Consider the following 17,732-nt stretch of genomic DNA (forward strand, 5'->3'; position numbering starts at 1 on the left):
CGGGCCGGCCACCACGCCCACGCCGTCGTCGTCGTGATGGTAGACCTGGTTGCTCCAGGTGGTGGATTCGCCCAGGCGCCAGTCGAACTTGGCGTAGCCCAGGTAATCCTTGCGCTGCGCGTCGCTGTAGTAGTTGCGGTAGTTGTTGCCGTCCGCCGCAGGCGTGGCGCCGGTGGGCGACAGGTAGCTCAGCGCGTAGGCGAAGTCGGGGTAGGTAAAGGGGCGGGTGTAGGGCGCGCTGGTTTCGCCGGCCACGTGCACGGTGCTGTCCTCGTTCGGTTCGATCTTGTCCGAATAGGCGAAGTACAGGGTCAGCTTGCCGGCCTCGCCCTGGTTGACGAACTTGGCGTTGACCTGGTCGCCGCCCTGCTTGCCGTTGAAGTCCCAGGCGCGCTGCTTCTGGTGCGCGGCCGAGATGTAGGCGCTGCTGCCGCCGCCGAAGGTACCGGTGTCGAAGCGCGCATAGGTGCGCGAAGTGCGGTAGCTGCCCACGGTCTGCTGCACGGTGGCGCCTGGCGCGGCCAGCGGATCGCTGGAGAAGGTTTCGATGGTGCCGCCCAGGTTGCTGGTCGAGGCGGTGGCCAGGTCGCCCGCGCCGGACGACAGGATCACGCTGCGCACGTTTTCGCTGATGACGGCGCGCTGCGGCGACAGGCCGTTGTAGTTGCCGTACTGCTGGTCGCCCAGCGGCACGCCGTCCATGGTGTAGCCCAGCTGCTGGCCGCTGAAGCCGTGCACGAACAGCGACAGGTTCTGCTCATTGTTGCCCCATGGGTCGGCGGTCTGGAAGCTCACGCCGGGCAGCGCTTGCAGCGCCTTCAGCGGGTTGATGCCGGGCAGGATCTTCTGCATTTCATTTTTGGTCATCGCCACCGAGGAGCGGGTCTTGCGCGACGCTACTTCCACGGTGGCCACCGGGCCGGCTGCCGCTGCGGCCATTTCGCTGCCGCTGTCGGCCGCAGCCGGGGCTGCCGGTTCGGCCGGGGCCGCCGAGGTGGCTGCAAAGACGGGGAAGGAGAATGCCATGCAGATGGCGGAAGCGAGGAGAGTCTTGTTCATCATGAGCCTGTCGTTGGAAACATTGGAAGAAATGCAAACGACGCGCAGCGTAACCAGCCGGTGTGACGGCGGCATGACGGTACGGTGACGAATTGATGAATTGGCGAGGCGGAGGAGGGGCGCCGGCGCGGGGGGAAACCCGTCCCCGCGCCAGTGGGTGGAACTGCGCGGGGACGGGAATTACAGCTTAATGCTTGGCTTCGCTGGCGTGCATCAGCACTTCGGCGGGCGCGCTGGTGACGAACAGCTGGGCGCAATCGACCTTGTCGTACTCGTAGTGCTGGCCGCAGAAATCGCAGTTGATGGCGACGGTGCCCTGTTCATCCAGCACGCCTTCCACTTCCTCCTGGCCCAGCATCTTCAGCATATTGCCCACTTTCTCGCGGGTGCAGCTGCAGTGGAAGGATGGATGCACCGGATCGAACACGCGGATGGTCTCTTCCCAGAACAGGCGCTGCATCAGCACGTCGATGGTGGTGCTGAGGATTTCTTCCTGCTTCAGGGTGGAGCCCAGGATCACCGCGCGGTTCCAGGTTTCCAACGCGTCGTCCTGCGACAGCTGCGCCGTTTCGGCCTTGCCGCCGTGGTGCGGCAGCTTTTGCAGCAGCAGGCCGCGCGCCACGTTGTCATCGGCCGCCAGCCACAGCTTGGTGTCCAGCTGTTCCGAGCGCTGCATGTAGTTTTCGATGACGGTGGCCACGTCGTCGCCGTCCAGCGGCACGATGCCCTGGTAAGGCTGCTGGCCCGGCACCTTGTCGGCCGGATCGAGCGTGATGATGAAGCGGCCCTTGCCGTGCGCGTTCAGCAGCTGCATCACGCCGGCGTCGTCGGCAATGGCCGCGTCCGGGGTCAGCTTGGCCGTGGCGCGCAGGCGCAGGTCGGCGTCGCACTCGACCACCAGCAGGCGCACCGGCCCGTCGCCGTGGATCTGCATGATGATGGAACCGTTGAACTTCAGGTTGGCCGACAGCAGGGCGGCGGCAGCCACCATTTCGCCCAGCAGGCGCTTGACCGGCGCCGGGTAGGCGTGGCGCGCCTGAACCTCGCGCCAGGTGGCCGAGATGTCGACCAGCTCGCCGCGCACGGAGGCGTTGTCGAAGATGAATTTCTGCAGCGTGTCCTGGCTAACCGCCAGATCTGGGGTGATGCTCATGGTTTATCCTATTTTCTTGAGTTGCGTCTTGAACAGCTGGCTGCGCTTGACGTAGCTGTCGGCGGCCGCTTGCAGGTTGGCCACGTCCTGTTCGGTCAGCGTGCGCACGGCCTTGGCCGGGGCGCCGATGATGAGCTGGTTGTCCGGGAATTCCTTGCCCTCGGTGACCAGCGCGCCGGCCCCCACCAGGCAGCCCTTGCCGATTTTGGCGCCGTTCAGGACCACGGCCTGGATGCCGATCAGCGAGCCGTCGCCCACGGTGCAGCCGTGCAGCATGGCTTGGTGGCCCACCGTCACGTTCTTGCCCAGGGTGAGCGGGTAGCCCATGTCGGTATGCATCACGGTGTTTTCCTGGACGTTGCTGTTTTCGCCGATGGTGATGCGTTCGTTGTCGCCGCGTATCGTGGTGCCGTACCATACCGAGGCGTTGGCGTGCAGCGTCACTTTGCCGATCAGGCTGGCGGTCTCGGCAACAAATGCGGAAGCGTCAATCTCGGGCGCGTGCTCGCCCAGCTGGTAGATGGTCATGGAAAGCCCAGTTGAGTATTTGTGGAAACTGCGGAATGGCGCTATTTTACGCCTGCCAGGCATCGGCCTGCTTCAGGATTTGCGAACGATCGTGCTATTATAAGGGCTTGCGCCCAGTCCAAGGCACCCATATTGCGCTCGCTGCGCTACTTTCAAGGCTGCAATCATCATGAAACCATCCCGATCCGAATTCATCAGCGTGCGCGGCAACCGCACCCATATCCGCCACTGGGGCAGGGCAGGGGCGCCCAAGATTTTCATGGTGCACGGCTGGATGGACGTGTCGGCCTCGTTCCAGTTCGTGGTGGACGCGCTGCAGGGCGACTGGCATGTGATCGCCCCCGACTGGCGCGGCTTCGGCCTGACCGAGCGCCCTCGCGTGGACACTTACTGGTTCGTCGATTACCTGGGCGACCTGGACGCCATCCTGCGCCACTACCAGCCGGACAGCCCGGTCAACCTGCTGGGCCACAGCATGGGCGGCAACGTGGTGGGCCTGTACGCGGGCGCGCGGCCCGAACGCATCCGCCGCCTGGTCAACCTGGAAGGCTTCGGCATGAAGTCCACCACGCCGGACCAGGCGCCGGCGCGCTACGCCAAGTGGATGGACGAGCTGCTGGAACCGCAGGAAATGCGCGGCTACGCCGACCTGGGCGAAGTGGCCAAGCGCCTGCAAAAGACCAATCCGCGTCTGTCCGACGAGCGCGCCGCCTTCCTGGCCAGCCACTGGGCGGGGCAGAACGACAAGGGCGAGTGGGCCATCCTGGGCGATCCGGCCCACAAGCGCATCAACCCGCTGCTGTACCACGTGGAGGAAGTGATGGCGTGCTGGCGCGCGATCACCGCGCCGGTGCTGTGGGTGGAGGCCGAGCACACCAATATGTGGCTGTGGATGGGGCCGAAGGAGGAGGCGCGGGTGGAAATCGACCGCCGCCTGGGCCACCTGGCCAACGTGACCGCGAAGATGATGGACAACGCCGGCCACATGCTGCATCACGACCAGCCGGAGCAGCTGGCCGCCATGCTGGAGGAGTTTTTGGCTTGACCGCCAAGCAGCGTACAATGGTGTTTCTATTAGCGTAAACAATCAGCCCGTATGAATGTAGATTTACACTGCCATTCCAACGTTTCCGACGGCGTGCTGCCGCCGGCCAAGGTCGCCAGGGTGGCGCGCGAGGCCGGGGTGGACGTGTGGGCGCTGACCGATCATGACGAAGTCGGCGGCATCCCGGCCGCGCGCGCCGCTGCCGCCGAGCAGGGCATGCGCTTTGTGACCGGCGTGGAAATCTCCATCACCTGGGCCGGCGAAACGGTCCACATCGTCGGCCTGCAGATCGACGAGAACAACGCCGCACTGGTAAACGGCCTGGAGCAGACCCGTTCGGGGCGCGACAGCCGCGGCCGCGAAATCGCCGCCCAGCTGGCCAAGGCCGGCATCCCGGACGCCTACGAGGGCGCGCTGAAGTACGTGTCCAACCCGAATCTGATGTCGCGCACCCACTTCGCGCGTTACATCGTCGAGATCGGCGCCTGCCGCAACACGTCGGAAGTGTTCAAGAAATACCTGTGCGAAGGCAAGCCGGGCTACGTGGAGCACCGCTGGGCCACCCTGGAGCAGTCGCTGCAGTGGATACGCGGCGCCGGCGGCATCGCCGTGATCGCCCACCCGGGCCGCTACAAGTTCAGCGACACCGCCGAGGGCGTGCTGTTCGACGAATTCAAGCAGATGGGCGGTGCCGCCATCGAAGTGGTGACCGGCAGCCACACGCCGGACCAATACCCCGAATACGCGCGCCTGGCCAATTCCTACGGCTTCCTGGCCTCGCGCGGCACCGATTTCCATGCGCCCGGCGAGGCGCGGGTGGACTTCAAGCTGCTGCCGCCGCTGCCGGGCAATGTGACCCCGGTCTGGCACGACTGGTTCTAAGCACTTGTAATTCAGGCTACCCGGCCGCACCTGATGCTCGGGTAACTCTGCGGAGAAAGCACTATGAAACGTATCGTCCTCTTTATCGCCACCAACCTGGCCGTGATGCTGGTGTTGTCGCTGGTGCTGTCGCTGCTGGGCATCGGCCGTCCCACGGCGGGCGGCCAGCTGCAAATGGGCACCTTGCTGGCCTTCTCGCTGGTGGTGGGTTTTACCGGCGCCATCATTTCGCTGCTGATCAGCAAGCCGATGGCCAAATGGAGCACCGGCGCCCGCGTGATCGACGCGCCCGCCAATTCCACCGAACAGTGGCTGGTGGCCACCGTGCGCCAACTGGCCGAGCGCGCCGGCATCGGCATGCCGGAGGTGGCCGTGTACGAGGGCGAACCGAACGCCTTCGCCACCGGCGCGTTCAAGAATTCGGCCCTGGTGGCGGTGTCCACCGGCCTCTTGCAGTCGATGAACCGCGACGAGGTGGAAGCCGTGCTGGGCCATGAAGTGGCCCACATCGCCAATGGCGACATGGTGACCATGACCCTGATCCAGGGCGTGGTGAACACCTTCGTCGTGTTCCTGGCGCGCATAGTCGGCTTCTTTGTCGACAATATGCTGCGCGGCAAGGACAGCGAGCGCAGCAGCGGCACCGGTATTGGCTACATGGTCACCGTGTTCGTTTGCGAAATCGTGTTCGGCCTGCTGGCCTCCATCATCGTGGCCTGGTTCTCGCGCCAGCGCGAATTCCGCGCCGACGCCGGCTCGGCCAAGCTGCTCGGCAGCAGCGTGCCGATGCAGCACGCGCTGGCCCGCCTGGGCGGCCTGGAGCCGGGCGCGCTGCCGCAGAATATGGCGGCCTCCGGCATTACCGGCGGCGGCGGCTGGTCCGCGCTGTTTTCCACCCACCCGCCGATGGAACAGCGCATCGCGGCCCTGCAGCAGTTGCCGCGCTGAGACCGGCGGCCTGAGCCCAGCATAAGCCAAGCATGAGTCAATACTTCCAGATCCATCCGGTCAACCCGCAGCTGCGCCTGATCAAGCAGGCCGCGCAAATCATCCACGGCGGCGGCATCGTCGCGCTGCCGACGGACTCGTGCTACGCGCTGGTGTGCCACCTGGACGATAAAAGCGCGGTCGAGCGCCTGCGCCGCATCCGCGGCATCGACGAGAAGCACCACCTGACCCTGCTGTGCCGCGACCTGAGCGAGATTGGCGTCTACGCGCGCGTGGACAACAAGCAGTTCCGCCTGCTCAAGGCCGCCACGCCGGGTCCGTTCACCTTCATCCTCGAGGCGACCCGCTGCGTGCCGCGCCGCCTCAGCCATCCGTCGCGCAAGACCATCGGCCTGCGGGTGCCGGAAAACTGCATCGTCGAGATGCTGCTGGCCGAGCTGCAGCAGCCGCTGCTGGGCACCACCCTGATCCTGCCGGGCGACGACCAGCCGCTGACCGACCCGGAAATGGTGCGCGAACGGCTGGAAAAGCAGGTGGATTTGATCGTCGACGGCGGCGCCTGCAGCTTCGAGCCCACCACCGTCATCGACCTGAGCGGCGCGGAACCCGAGCTGGTGCGCCAGGGCCGGGGCGACCCCGCCGTGCTGGGCCTGTAAGCATCTTCCACCCCTCCCATTCCCCCACGCTCCAGGCCGCTCATCCCGGTCTGGTAGAATTTTACCTATGACTGATTTCAATCAAACGATACAGACCATCGCCGTCTTTGCGATTCCTGTGCTTTTCGCCATCTCCCTGCATGAAGCCGCGCACGGCTATGTGGCCCGCTATTTCGGCGACACCACCGCCGAGCAGCAAGGACGGCTGACCATCAATCCCATCGCCCATATCGACTGGTTCGGTACCGTGCTGCTGCCTGTCTTGCTTGCGCTGAGCCCGCTCGGCATGGCGTTCGGCTATGCCAAGCCGGTGCCGGTGGACTATAGCCGCCTGCGTAATCCAAAGAAGCAGATGGGCTTCGTGGCGGCGGCCGGTCCGGCCGCCAATTTCGCCATGGGCCTGGGCTGGACTATCGCGCTGCTGTTCATGTACCGGCTGGGCGTACAGGAGCCCTTCCTGCTCGGCATGGCCAAGGCCGGCATCCTGACCAACGCGGTGATGTGCGTGTTCAATCTGATCCCGGTGCCGCCGCTGGACGGCGGGCGCATCGTGACCGCGCTGCTGCCGGACCCGTTGGCTTATAAATTTGCCAAGATCGAGCGCTACGGCCCCTACGTGTTCATCGGCTTGCTGGCCCTGATGTACACCGGCATCCTCAGTCCCATCCTGGCCACCATGGTGCAGCTGACGCAGGGGCTGTTCATCACGCTGGTGTACCCGCTGCGCCTGTTGCTGGGCTGAGCGCCATGTATCCCGACCGCGTCGTCTCCGGTATGCGCCCCACGGGCGCCATGCACCTGGGCCATTACCACGGTGCGCTGACCAACTGGGTCAAGATGCAGGCCGAGTTGCCTTGTTTGTTTTTCGTGGCCGACTGGCACGCGCTGACCACTCACTATGATGACCCGGAGCTGATCGAGCGCAGCACCTGGGACATGCTGGTGGACTGGCTGGCGGCCGGCATCGACCCTTCCCAGGCCACGCTGTTCATCCAGTCGCGCGTGCCCGAGCACGCCGAGCTGCACTTGCTGCTGTCGATGGCCACGCCGCTGGGCTGGCTGGAACGGGTGCCCACTTACAAGGACCAGATCGACAACTTGGCCAGCAAGGACCTGGCAACCTACGGCTTCCTCGGTTATCCGCTGCTGCAGGCGGCCGACGTGCTGATCTACCGCGCGTCCGAGGTGCCGGTGGGTGACGACCAGGTGCCGCACATTGAAATGATGCGCGAAATTGCGCGCCGTTTTAACCATTTGTACGGCAAAGAGAAGGGTTTCGAGCAAAAGGCGCAGGACGCGGTGAAAAAGCTGGGCAGCAAGCGCGCCAAGCTGTACAACGAACTGCGCACGCAATACCAGCAGGATGGCGACGATGAGGCGCTGGAACAGGCCAAGGCCATGCTGGACGACGCCCACAGCCTGTCGATGATAGACCGCGAGCGCCTGTTCGGCTACCTGGAGGGCAGCCGCAAGCTGATCCTGGTGGAACCCCAGGCCAAGCTGACCGCGTCCGGCCGCCTGCCGGGCCTGGATGGCCGCAAGATGTCCAAGAGTTACGGCAACACCATCGCGCTGCGCGAGGACAGGGACGCCGTGACCAAGAAGGTGCGCACCATGCCGACCGATCCGGCCCGCGTGCGCCGCAGCGACCCGGGCGACCCGGCGCGCTGTCCGGTGTGGCAGTTTCACCAGGTTTATTCCGACAACGCCACCCAGGAATGGGTGGTCAAAGGCTGCCAGTCGGCCGGCATCGGCTGCATCGAGTGCAAGCAGCCGGTGATCGACGCCATCATCAAGGAGCAGGAGCCGATGCATGAACGCGCCCAGCCCTATCTGGACGACCCCTCGCTGGTGCGCGCCATCGTTGCCGACGGCAACGACGTGGCCCGCAAACTGGCTCAAGAAACCATGCGCGATGTGCGCGAAGCAATGGGACTTTCCTACACATGAGTGAACAAGTTTCTCCCTGGGTGCGGCGATTCGCGCCCCTGATTCCAGGCGGCGAGGTGCTGGACCTGGCCTGCGGCACCGGCCGCCACGCGCGTCACATCGTCACCCTCGGCCACTCGGTGGTGGCGGTGGACCAGAATGCCGATTCGCTGGCCGCTGCCGCCGGCGACGGCATCGTCACCTCGCAGATCGACCTCGAGGCGGACGACGCCGTGTGGCCCTTCGGACCGGGCCGCTTTGCCGGCATTGTCGTCACAAACTACTTGCACCGCCCGCTGATTGCGGACATGCTGGCTAGCCTGGCGCCAAATGGCGTTCTCATTTACGAGACTTTCTCGGAAGGCAATGCCGAATTCGGTAAGCCGTCCAATCCCGCCTTCCTGCTGGCGCCCGGCGAACTGCTGGAATGGGCCGCCAAGCATGAGCTGCGCGTAGTCGCTTTTGAGGATGGCCGGGTGGAAACTCCAAAACCTGCTCTGGTGCAACGCATCTGCGCCGTGAAGCCGGAGTTCCCGCGCGTTGCCGCGCTCTTGCCATCATTTTGATGACGGTTTCATCGCAATTTAATATAGGATACTGTTCCGGGAAGCACCACAGACCCGGCCTATCGTCTACAATCGTTGTTTTAATTTCTTACTGTTTTGGTTAACTATGATTAAGGGCAGCATAGTAGCAATTGTCACCCCGATGCACGCAGACGGCAGTCTGGACTATCCGGGTTTGAACAAGCTGATCGATTGGCACATCGCCGAAGGTACGGATGGCATCGTCATTGTCGGCACCACTGGCGAATCGGCCACCGTGAGCGTGGAGGAGCACTGCGCCCTGGTCAAGGCCACCGTGGAGCACGCCAAAGGCCGCATTCCCATCATCGCCGGCGCCGGCGGCAATTCGACCGCCGAGGCGATCGAACTGACCCGCTATGCCAAGGATGCGGGCGCGGACGCCGTGCTGCAAGTGGTGCCGTACTATAACCGTCCTACCCAGGAAGGCATGTACCAGCACTTCAAGGCCATTGCCGAAGCAGTCGATATCCCCGTGATCCTGTACAACGTGCCCGGCCGCACCGTGGCCGACATGTCGAACGAGACCATTGTGCGCCTGGCCGCCATCAAGAACATCATCGGCGTCAAGGATGCGACCGGCAACATCGGCCGCGGCCTGGACCTGCTGCGCCTGGCGCCCAAGGAATTTGCGGTCTACTCGGGCGACGATCCGACCGCCGTGGCCCTGATGCTGGCCGGCGGCAAAGGCAATATTTCGGTGACCGCCAACGTGGCGCCGCGCGCCATGCACGAGATGTGCAAGGCCGCCATGGCAGGCGACATTGCCAGGGCCATCGAGATCAACAACAAGGTCTTCCCGCTGCACCAAAAGCTGTTTGTCGAGCCCAATCCGGTGCCTGTGAAGTGGGCGCTGGCCGAAATGGGCATGATGCCTGCCGGCATACGCCTGCCGCTGGTGCCGCTGGCAGCCGAGTACCATGAGACCGTGCGCGGCGCGCTGCGCGAAGCCGGCCTGATCAACTAAGCCCCGCCCCAGGCGCGCTTTTCTTTCCAGTAAAACATGACTATTCGCAAGACAGCATCCATTACCCCGCAGCGCGGCCTGGGCATTGCCGCCATCGCCGCCATGGCCGTCAGCCTGACCGGTTGCGGCATGATCAGCTCGGTCGTCGGCCAGGACAAGGTCGACTACAAGTCGGCCAAGAAAGCCACCACGCTGGACGTGCCGCCGGATTTGACGCAATTGCAAGCAGATAACCGCTATTCCCTGCCGGATAGCACCCGTGGCGTGGCCACCGCCTCCGGCTACCAGGCCCAGCGCGCGGCCGGCGGCACGGCGGCGGCCCCGGTTGGCAGCAGCAACCAGGTGGCCACCAGCGGCACCGACAGCGTCAAAGTCATGCGCGCTGGCAACCAGCGCTGGCTGGTGGTCAAGCAAACGCCTGAGCAACTGTGGCCGCAGCTGAAGAATTTCTGGGAAGAGTCGGGTTTCACCCTGTCCATGAACGAGCCCAAGGCCGGCATCCTGGAAACGGAATGGAATGAAAACCGCGCCAAGATTCCGCAAGACTTCGTGCGCAACACCATCGGCAAGGTGTTCGATTCACTGTATTCGAGCGGCGAGCGGGATAAATACCGCACCCGCCTCGAGCGCCTGCCGGACGGCAGCACCGAGATCTACATCAGCCATCGCGGCGCCGAGGAAGTCATCACCGGCGCCCAGAAGGAAACCACGATGTGGACCACCCGCGCCAACGACCCCAACCTGGAAGCGCTGTTCATTGCCAAGCTGATGACCAAGCTGGGCGGCGGCAAGGATGAAGCCGCCGCGCGCACCGCCGTCGACAACGCTATCGTCCAGCCGCAGCACGCTACCCTCAAGGGGGCGGGCGAGGCGCGCATGGTGGAAGTGGACGAGGGCTTCGACCGCGCCTGGCGCCGGGTCGGCCTGGCGTTGGACCGTGCCGGCTTCACCGTGGAAGACCGCGATCGCGTGCAGGGCATCTACTTTGTCCGCTATGTGGACCAGGACGCCGGCACCACCAAGGGCTTCTTCTCCAAGCTGTTCAGCTGGGGTTCGTCCGAGAAGGACAAGGAAGCGCAGCGCTACCGCGTGGCGGTCAAGGCCAGCGCGGCCGGCTCGACCAGCGACGTGACCGTGCTGAGCAACGACGGCAAGCCGGAAACCAGCGCCACCGGCGAGAAGATCCTGACCTTGCTGCACGAACAGCTGAAATAAGTTGTTACATTAAAAAACCGGCTGCGGCCGGTTTTTTTATGCCCGCCGCAGCCGCTTGCCGATCTGTGCACCGTACGGACGAAAAAAAACCGGCCGAAGCCGGTTTTTCTTTTCCAACTGACTGATTACTTCGCAGCAGCGGATGCAGCAGCCGAAGCAGCCGAAGCAGCAGCCGAAGCAGCCGAAGCGGCAGCCGAAGCGGCGGTAGCGGCAGCAGCAGCAGCGTCAGCAGCTGGAGCGGCAGCAGGAGCAGCAGCGTCAACGGCTGGAGCCGCTGGAGCAGCAGCAGGAGCTGCTACTTCTGGGGTTGCTACTGGAGCAGCAGGAGCTTCTTCTTTTTTGGAGCAAGCAGCCAGAGCAACAGCCAGCAGGGAGGCGATCAGCAGGGATTTTTTCATGGGTTTTCCTTAATTAATTCAAAAAATAAACAACAATGTTGCGATGAATAATTACCGGTAATTATCGCTCATTAGGGCGTCTTCGTAGGCCTTTCGTACCAAATGGTGCCTGCCAGACAACGGAAACTTCCTAACCGAATATTATAGCGATTTTTGGTGCGTCGCAATAGCGTACAAGGCCGAAATCACAACTATTTTGCGATAACGCAATAAATTGCTTCCTCGGCCATTTGCCTGCATCCACTGCCATTACCGGCATACCTGTCGAACAGCAGCATTCTACATTGATAAGGACTAGAGTCCAGTAGTGTCCGCACTCAAACCGGGAACGGACTCCGCCCATATCCCCGTAAAACGCTCGCTGCAGACTTGCGTATCGGGTGCTGAATCATACACTGCTTCGCCGCGGAAGTGGTCCGAGTGATAACGCCGCACCAAATGCAACTGGTCGGCGAGGCAGAACGAGTCGGTCAGCAGGCGCAGCGCCGGGCTGGTGCGGCGGCATTCGATGGCGTGGCTGTAATCGCGCAGCAGGCGCTGGAAGCGCGGCGCGTGGCGCTCCAGTTCGGCGTTGCTGTGCGCGATCAGTTCCAGTTTGCCGTGTCTGGACAGGAAATGACGCAACAAGGCGTCCATTTCGCTGCTGCCCAGTTCCCAGATGGCGAAGTCCGGGTCGAATAACTGGAGGCTGAGCCTGGCTCTGGAAATGCAGGCCCGTAACTGCGCCTGGAATCCCGCGCGGGTATCGAAGGGCTGGACCTGCTTTTCCATGCTGCGCTCCTTATTTACCGGCTGCCAGTTCCAGCCAGCCGTCCGTATACCAGGCGTACAGCGCGTCCACCACGTCGTCCGAGGCGGCCGCCAGCGCCGCCGCGTCGAGCGCGCGTTCATTGGCCAGCGCCACCAGCGCGGCGCGGTCGGCCCGGCCGATGGCAAACGACTCGCCGTTGATGAAGACATGGCTGCCGCGGTACAGCATTTGCGACTTGGCCGACAGCGTCACGCCGCCCTTCTTGGCCGCGCTCTGGAGGAAACGCTCTAAAGTGAGCGGCTTGGCCGGGCCGGTGAAGAACACATTGTGTTTTGGCTCGGACAGGTATTCGCCCAGGAATATAGTGATGTCGTCCTCGGTGAAGCGCACCTTGTTCAGTTCCTCGATCACCGTGTCCAGCATGTGGCGCGGGATTTCGGCGGGCTTGGCGGTCGCTTCCAGCTCCGGATCGGCGTAGCGGCCCGGCAAGTCGATGGAGTCCGCCATCCACTGCAGGAAATTCTCGCCCAGCTCCTGGAACGACGGCGAGCGGAAGCCGATCGAATAGGTCTGGCAATCGCCGATGGCGGTGCCGTCGTGGGCGTAGTGCGGCGGCAGGTAGAGCATGTCGCCCGGTTCCAGCACGAACTCCTCTTCGGCTTCGAAATTGGCCAGGATTTTCAGCGGCAGGCCGTCCACCAGGCTGAGGTCCTTCTGCGCGCTGATGCGCCAGCGGCGCTGGCCTTGCGCCTGCAGCAGGAACACGTCGTAGGAATCGAAGTGCGGACCGACGCCGCCGCCGTCGGTGGCAAAGCTCACCATCAGGTCATCCAGGCGGGCGTCCGGGATGAAGCGGAACTGGCGCAGCAGCGCGTCGGCGCGGGCGTCGAACAGGTTTACGCCTTGCACCAGCATGGTCCATTCCTTCTCGTCGCGCGCCGGCAGCGATTCGATGGGGCCGTGCTGCATGTCCCAGTTACCGTCGGTCATGGTGACCAGGCGCGATTCGACGTAATTTTTGGTGGCCAGTTCGGCCAGCGCGTCCAGCGTGAGCAGCGGCTTGAAGCCGGGCACCGCTTGGCGGATCAGCAATGGTTTCTTGTGCCAGTAGTCGCGCAGGAATTGCGCGGGCGTGATGTCGCCCAGGAGAGGTAATTTTTTCATGCGCCATTATAACAAGCACGCGGACGGGGGAATTAGCGGCAGGGTGGAAGTTGGGAATTCGCGTGGCATGTCGCGCGCCAGCGGAACGGTCGGCGCTTGCAAGCGCGGACTCCATGCCCTATAGGGCTTACAGGGTATAATCTGGCAGCTTAAATATGAAAGGAAGCCATATGAAGATCGCCAAGAATACCGTCGTGACCGTGAACTACAAACTGTCCGACGCGCAGAATAACCTTATCGAAGACGGTCGCCAGCCTATGGTCTACCTGCACGGCGGGTACGAGAACACCCTGCCGAAAATCGAAGAAGAACTGGACGGCAAAGAAACCGGCTACGCGACCACCCTGCAGATCGAACCGGAAGACGCATTCGGCGACTACGACGCCGCGCTGGTGAAAGTGGAGCCGCGCAACCGCCTGCCGGAACCGCTGGAAGTGGGCATGCAGTTCGAAGGCATGCCGGATGGCGACGACGGCGACGAAGAAGCCATGATTTTCACCGTGACGGAAATCGCCGACGACAAAGTTGTCCTGGACGGCAACCACCCACTGGCCGGCATGGCCCTGCGCTTTGAACTGGAAGTGGTGGACGTCCGCGCCGCTACCGATGAGGAAATCGCGCACGAGCACGTGCACGGCGCCCACGGCCACCACCACGGCGAAGAAGATGACAGCGACGAGGGCGACGAGTTCCGCTCCCACCCGATTCACTAAGCAGCACTGGCGGGTGAGGCGCCTGGCGCGTCACCCGCCGAGCATTACGGCGCGGCGTCCCCGCCGTCCACCAGCGCAAACAGCGCGGCGCCGCCCGGTTGCACCCGCACCGCTTCCCACTCCACGCCCAGTCCCAGGTGTCCCAGGTTGCCGCGCCATGTAATGGCCGGAGCCGTCTTGGTGTCGCCCTGGTTATCGATCAGCAGCACCTTCCCTTTGAATTTCTCGGCCAGCGCGCGCACCTGCTTGCGCACTTGGGTGAAGCCGTCCTGTTTTTCCGAGAAACCGCCCAGCAGCGAGAAGCCTTGCTCCACGTGGGCGCCCAGGTCGCCGTCCGAAAACAGCACGATGCCTTCCACGCCGCGCCGCTGTGCCATGGCGAACAGGCGGTGCAGCCAGGCGCGGTTGGCTACCAGCCTGTCCTCGAACTCGCTGTTGCGGCCGGCCTCGAGCAGGAAGTGATTGTTCTTGGCAGGCAGGTTCAGCGTGGCGAACAGCACCGGGCCATGTTCCCAGTAGGCGTTCTCCGCGTAGCTGCGGAACTTGGCGGTGGCCGACAGCCGTGTCAGCGCGAGCGGCTGCACGCCCAGCGATTGATTGTTCGGATAAAACACTTCGCGGATGCGGTTCAGCCGCTCGATGGCGTTCGAGCGTCCGGCCGAATTGCGGCACGCGGTCCAGTCGCTGCCGGCCGGCGACACGATGATGGGGCGCGGCGCGTCGTCCAGCACCTCCCTGCGCTGCGCATACAGCTTGTCGCTGCAGGGCTCGCTGGCCGACTTGATGCCCGTGGCCACGATGAACACCGGCTTTTCCTGGCTCACTTCCGAGATGGCGCGCTTGAGCAGCGCTTCGTCGGCGTCCGCCTTGAAAGCGTGGCCTATCACGCCGAACTGGAAGGCGCGCGGGTTTTTGGCCGCCGCTGCGCCGCCTGGGGTCTTGCCCGTTGCCGCCTTGCCCGTCGCTGCGAAAGCGAGGGCGGGCATGGCGGCCAGGCAGGCCGTCAGCAGCAGGGCGGCACGCCGCATCATGCCAGCGCCGGCTCCGCGAGGCGCTTGAGCTGGTACAGGCGCTCTAGCGCTTCGCGCGGGGTCAGCGCGTCCGGATCGAGGCCGTCCAGCGCGTCGAGCAGCTCGCGCATGGCGGGCGACTGCGCAGCCTGGGCTTGCGCCTGCTGCGCGCCTTGCGGCTGCGGCGCCTCGTCGTCATTGGCGTCGGCGGTGGGCGCGGCAAACAGGTCCAGCTGCGGCGTGGCGTCCAGCGCCTGCGCCTCCAGGCGCGCCAGGTGCTTGCGCGCGGCCTTGATCACCGGCTGCGGCACGCCCGCCAGCTGCGCCACCTGCAAGCCGTAGCTCTGCGAGGCCGGGCCGTTCTGCACCGCGTGCAGGAACACGATGGTGTCCTTGTGCTCCACCGCCGACAGGTGCACGTTGGCGGCGGTCGGATGGCTTTCCGGCAGCTGCGTCAGCTCGAAGTAGTGGGTGGCGAACAGCGTGAAGCTGCGGCTGGAGTCGATCAGGTGGCGCGCGATGGCCCAGGCCAGCGCCAGGCCGTCGAAGGTGGAGGTGCCGCGGCCGATTTCATCCATCAGCACCAGCGACGTGTCGCTGGCGCCGTTCAGGATGGCCGCCGCTTCCGTCATCTCCACCATGAAGGTGGAACGGCCGCCGGCCAGGTCGTCGGTGGCGCCGATGCGGGTGAACACGCGGTCGATCGGGCCGATCACCGCGCTGGTGGCCGGCACGTAGCTGCCCACGTAGGCCAGCAGCGTGATCAGCGCAACCTGGCGCATAAAGGTCGATTTACCGCCCATGTTCGGGCCGGTGATCAGCAGCAGGCGGCGGTCGTTGACGAAGCGGCAGTCGTTGGCGATGAAGCGCTCGATCTGGCCTTCCACCACCGGATGTCGGCCTTCGACGATATTGATGCAGGGCTCGGCCACCAGCTCCGGTGCGCACCAGTTATGGCGCAGCGCGTGGCCGGCGAGGGCGGTCAGCGTGTCGATCTGGGCCAGCGCCTGCGCGATGGTCTGCAGGGCGCCGATGAACGGGGCCAGGTCGGCCAGCAGCTGGTCGTACAGGATTTTCTCGCGCGCCAGGGCGCGGTCCTGCGCCGACAGTGCCTTGTCCTCGAAGGCCTTCAGTTCCGGCGTGATGTAGCGCTCGCAGTTCTTCAGCGTCTGGCGGCGGCGGTAGTCGTCCGGCACCTTGGTGGCCTGGCCGTTGGTCACTTCGATGTAGAAGCCGTGCACGCGGTTGTATTCCACGCGCAGGTTGGCGATGCCGGTGCGTGCGCGTTCGCGCGTTTCCAGGTCCACCAGGTACTGGCCCGCGTTCTCGGACAGGCCGCGCAGTTCGTCCAGGTCGGCGTCGAAGCCGCGCGCAATCACGCCGCCGTCGCGCACCATGGTGGCCGGTTCTTCCATCACCGCGCGCGTCAGCAGGTCCACGCAATCGTCCGGCGTGGCCAGGGCATGGTGAATGGCGCCGAGCAGCGTGCCGGCGTCCTGGCCCACGCTGCGTTCCATCGCGTGGCGCAGCATCGGCAGCTGCCTCAGGCCGTCGCGCAGGCTGGCCAGGTCGCGCGGGCGCGCCGACAGCAGCGCGATGCGCGTGGTGATGCGTTCAATGTCCGGCACCTGCGCCAGGGTTTGCGACAGGATGCCGGTGGCATCGCTCTGCGCCAGCGCCGCGATGGCCTGGTGGCGCGAACGGGCCACGCCCTGGTCGCGCTTGGCGTGGTGCAGCCAGTAGCGCAGCAGGCGCGAGCCCATGGCGGTGCGGCAGTGGTCCAGCAGCGAGAACAGGGTGGGCGACTCCTGGCCGCGGATGGTCTCGGTCAGTTCCAGGTTGCGGCGGGTGGCCGCGTCCAGGCCGATGAATTCGGACTCGGTCTCGGTCGACAGGCTGCGCACGTGCTGCAGGCCGCGTCCCTGGGTCGACTGGGCATAGCGCAGCAGCGCACCGGCCGCGCCGAAGGCGGCGCCCAGGTTGTCCGCGCCGAAGCCGGTCAGGGTGGCCACGCTCAGCTGCTCCAGCAGCGCCTTGTGCCCGCTCACCACGTCGAAATGCCACTCCGGCACGCGGTTCACGTGGCAGCTGAAGGCGTCCTCGAACAGTTCGGCGTCGTCGCCGCGCAGAATCTCGGCCGGCGAGATGCGCTCCAGTTCCTGCTGCATGCGGACCGCCACGGTGCGGCTGTCGCCGGAGAATTCCATCAGCTTCAGCGCCCCGCTGGCCAGCGACAGCCAGGCCAGGCCCGCCGTCACCACCTTGCGCTGGCTGATCATGCACAGCGCCAGCAGCGGACGCTCGGCCTTTTCGGGCAGCAGGTCCGAATCGGTCAGCGTGCCGGGCGTGACCACGCGCATCACCTTGCGCTCGACCGGACCCTTGCTGGTGGCCGGATCGCCGATCTGCTCGCAGATCGCGCACGATTCGCCGATCTTGACCAGCTTGGCCAGGTAGCCTTCCAGCGAATGGAAGGGCACGCCGGCCATCTTGATCGGCACCCCATTGGACGAGCCGCGCGCCGTCAGCGTAATGCCCAGCACGCGCGAAGCTTTTTCCGCATCCTCGTGGAACAGCTCGTAGAAGTCGCCCATGCGGTAGAACACCAGCATCGACGGATATTCCGCCTTGATGCGTAAATATTGCTGCATCATTGGCGTCACTTTTTCAGCAGGGCTGTTCTTGACGGCGGCGGCGTTGATTTCGCTAGGGATGGTGGTCATTGTTTCG

General features: G+C 64.6%; 18 protein-coding genes. 10 read left to right on the forward strand and 8 right to left on the reverse strand.

What is annotated here, in order from left to right:
* From AC6H42_RS14020 to AC6H42_RS14030, 3 genes are all read right to left on the reverse strand, one after another.
* On the reverse strand, positions 1-1,062 hold a 1,062-nt coding region (locus tag AC6H42_RS14020), incomplete at its 3' end, for a TonB-dependent receptor plug domain-containing protein (protein ID WP_497548307.1).
* Positions 1,063-1,246: 184 nt separating this feature from the next.
* Positions 1,247-2,212 (reverse strand): Hsp33 family molecular chaperone HslO, encoded by a 966-nt coding sequence (hslO, locus tag AC6H42_RS14025; RefSeq protein ID WP_497548308.1) that lies wholly within the window; start codon positions 2,210-2,212, stop codon positions 1,247-1,249.
* A 3-nt stretch (positions 2,213-2,215) separates the two neighbouring features.
* Complete coding sequence (locus tag AC6H42_RS14030) at positions 2,216-2,740, reverse strand: gamma carbonic anhydrase family protein (RefSeq protein WP_497548309.1); 525 nt, start codon at positions 2,738-2,740, stop codon at positions 2,216-2,218.
* Between the two features lie 169 nt (positions 2,741-2,909).
* Between AC6H42_RS14030 and AC6H42_RS14035 the strand changes: the two genes are divergently transcribed.
* The 9 genes from AC6H42_RS14035 to bamC all read left to right on the forward strand — a co-directional run bounded on the left by AC6H42_RS14035 (position 2,910) and on the right by bamC (position 10,966).
* Positions 2,910-3,785, forward strand: coding sequence for an alpha/beta fold hydrolase (locus tag AC6H42_RS14035; RefSeq protein WP_497548310.1), 876 nt, complete (start codon positions 2,910-2,912; stop codon positions 3,783-3,785).
* Between the two features lie 51 nt (positions 3,786-3,836).
* Entirely contained in the window at positions 3,837-4,667 is an 831-nt protein-coding gene (locus AC6H42_RS14040) for a 3',5'-nucleoside bisphosphate phosphatase (RefSeq protein ID WP_057157643.1), read from the forward strand.
* Positions 4,668-4,730: 63 nt separating this feature from the next.
* Complete coding sequence (gene htpX / locus AC6H42_RS14045; RefSeq protein ID WP_497548311.1) at positions 4,731-5,615, forward strand: protease HtpX; 885 nt, start codon at positions 4,731-4,733, stop codon at positions 5,613-5,615.
* 32 nt (positions 5,616-5,647) lie between these two features.
* The gene (locus tag AC6H42_RS14050) at positions 5,648-6,271 is read left to right on the forward strand and encodes an L-threonylcarbamoyladenylate synthase (protein WP_057157645.1); all 624 of its coding nucleotides are present in this window, start codon (positions 5,648-5,650) and stop codon (positions 6,269-6,271) included.
* 67 nt (positions 6,272-6,338) lie between these two features.
* Positions 6,339-7,013 carry a site-2 protease family protein gene (locus AC6H42_RS14055; RefSeq protein ID WP_057157646.1) on the forward strand — a complete coding sequence of 225 codons (675 nt, stop codon included), beginning with the start codon at positions 6,339-6,341 and terminating at the stop codon, positions 7,011-7,013.
* A gap of 5 nt (positions 7,014-7,018) precedes the next feature.
* Positions 7,019-8,221: a tryptophan--tRNA ligase gene (locus AC6H42_RS14060; RefSeq protein ID WP_497548312.1), complete on the forward strand. Its 1,203-nt coding sequence runs from the start codon at positions 7,019-7,021 to the stop codon at positions 8,219-8,221.
* Positions 8,218-8,766 carry a class I SAM-dependent methyltransferase gene (locus tag AC6H42_RS14065; RefSeq protein WP_057157648.1) on the forward strand — a complete coding sequence of 183 codons (549 nt, stop codon included), beginning with the start codon at positions 8,218-8,220 and terminating at the stop codon, positions 8,764-8,766. Before AC6H42_RS14060 ends, AC6H42_RS14065 begins: the two co-directional genes overlap by 4 nt.
* A gap of 106 nt (positions 8,767-8,872) precedes the next feature.
* Positions 8,873-9,751: a 4-hydroxy-tetrahydrodipicolinate synthase gene (gene dapA, locus AC6H42_RS14070; protein WP_057157649.1), complete on the forward strand. Its 879-nt coding sequence runs from the start codon at positions 8,873-8,875 to the stop codon at positions 9,749-9,751.
* A gap of 36 nt (positions 9,752-9,787) precedes the next feature.
* Positions 9,788-10,966, forward strand: a complete 1,179-nt coding sequence (bamC, locus tag AC6H42_RS14075; protein WP_057157650.1) for an NlpB/DapX family lipoprotein — start codon at positions 9,788-9,790, stop codon at positions 10,964-10,966.
* Between the two features lie 125 nt (positions 10,967-11,091).
* Here bamC and AC6H42_RS14080 read toward each other — a convergent pair whose 3' ends face one another.
* The 3 genes from AC6H42_RS14080 to AC6H42_RS14090 form a co-directional block, all read right to left on the reverse strand.
* Positions 11,092-11,364 (reverse strand): hypothetical protein, encoded by a 273-nt coding sequence (locus tag AC6H42_RS14080; protein ID WP_082552118.1) that lies wholly within the window; start codon positions 11,362-11,364, stop codon positions 11,092-11,094.
* Positions 11,365-11,658: 294 nt separating this feature from the next.
* Positions 11,659-12,135, reverse strand: a complete 477-nt coding sequence (locus AC6H42_RS14085) for a DUF7931 domain-containing protein (protein WP_057157651.1) — start codon at positions 12,133-12,135, stop codon at positions 11,659-11,661.
* Between the two features lie 10 nt (positions 12,136-12,145).
* Entirely contained in the window at positions 12,146-13,279 is a 1,134-nt protein-coding gene (locus AC6H42_RS14090) for a cupin domain-containing protein (RefSeq protein ID WP_057157652.1), read from the reverse strand.
* Positions 13,280-13,449: 170 nt separating this feature from the next.
* Here AC6H42_RS14090 and AC6H42_RS14095 point away from each other — a divergent pair, with 170 nt between their 5' ends.
* Positions 13,450-13,992 (forward strand): FKBP-type peptidyl-prolyl cis-trans isomerase, encoded by a 543-nt coding sequence (locus tag AC6H42_RS14095; RefSeq protein ID WP_497548313.1) that lies wholly within the window; start codon positions 13,450-13,452, stop codon positions 13,990-13,992.
* Between the two features lie 44 nt (positions 13,993-14,036).
* Here AC6H42_RS14095 and AC6H42_RS14100 read toward each other — a convergent pair whose 3' ends face one another.
* Entirely contained in the window at positions 14,037-15,023 is a 987-nt protein-coding gene (locus AC6H42_RS14100; RefSeq protein ID WP_497548314.1) for a hypothetical protein, read from the reverse strand.
* On the reverse strand, positions 15,020-17,725 hold the full coding sequence (mutS, locus tag AC6H42_RS14105; RefSeq protein ID WP_497548315.1) for a DNA mismatch repair protein MutS: 2,706 nt from the start codon (positions 17,723-17,725) through the stop codon (positions 15,020-15,022). The genes AC6H42_RS14100 and mutS overlap by 4 nt, the downstream gene beginning before the upstream one ends.
* Between the last annotated feature and the right edge of the window lie 7 nt (positions 17,726-17,732).

This window comes from Massilia sp. NBRC 108631 (assembly GCF_059704565.1).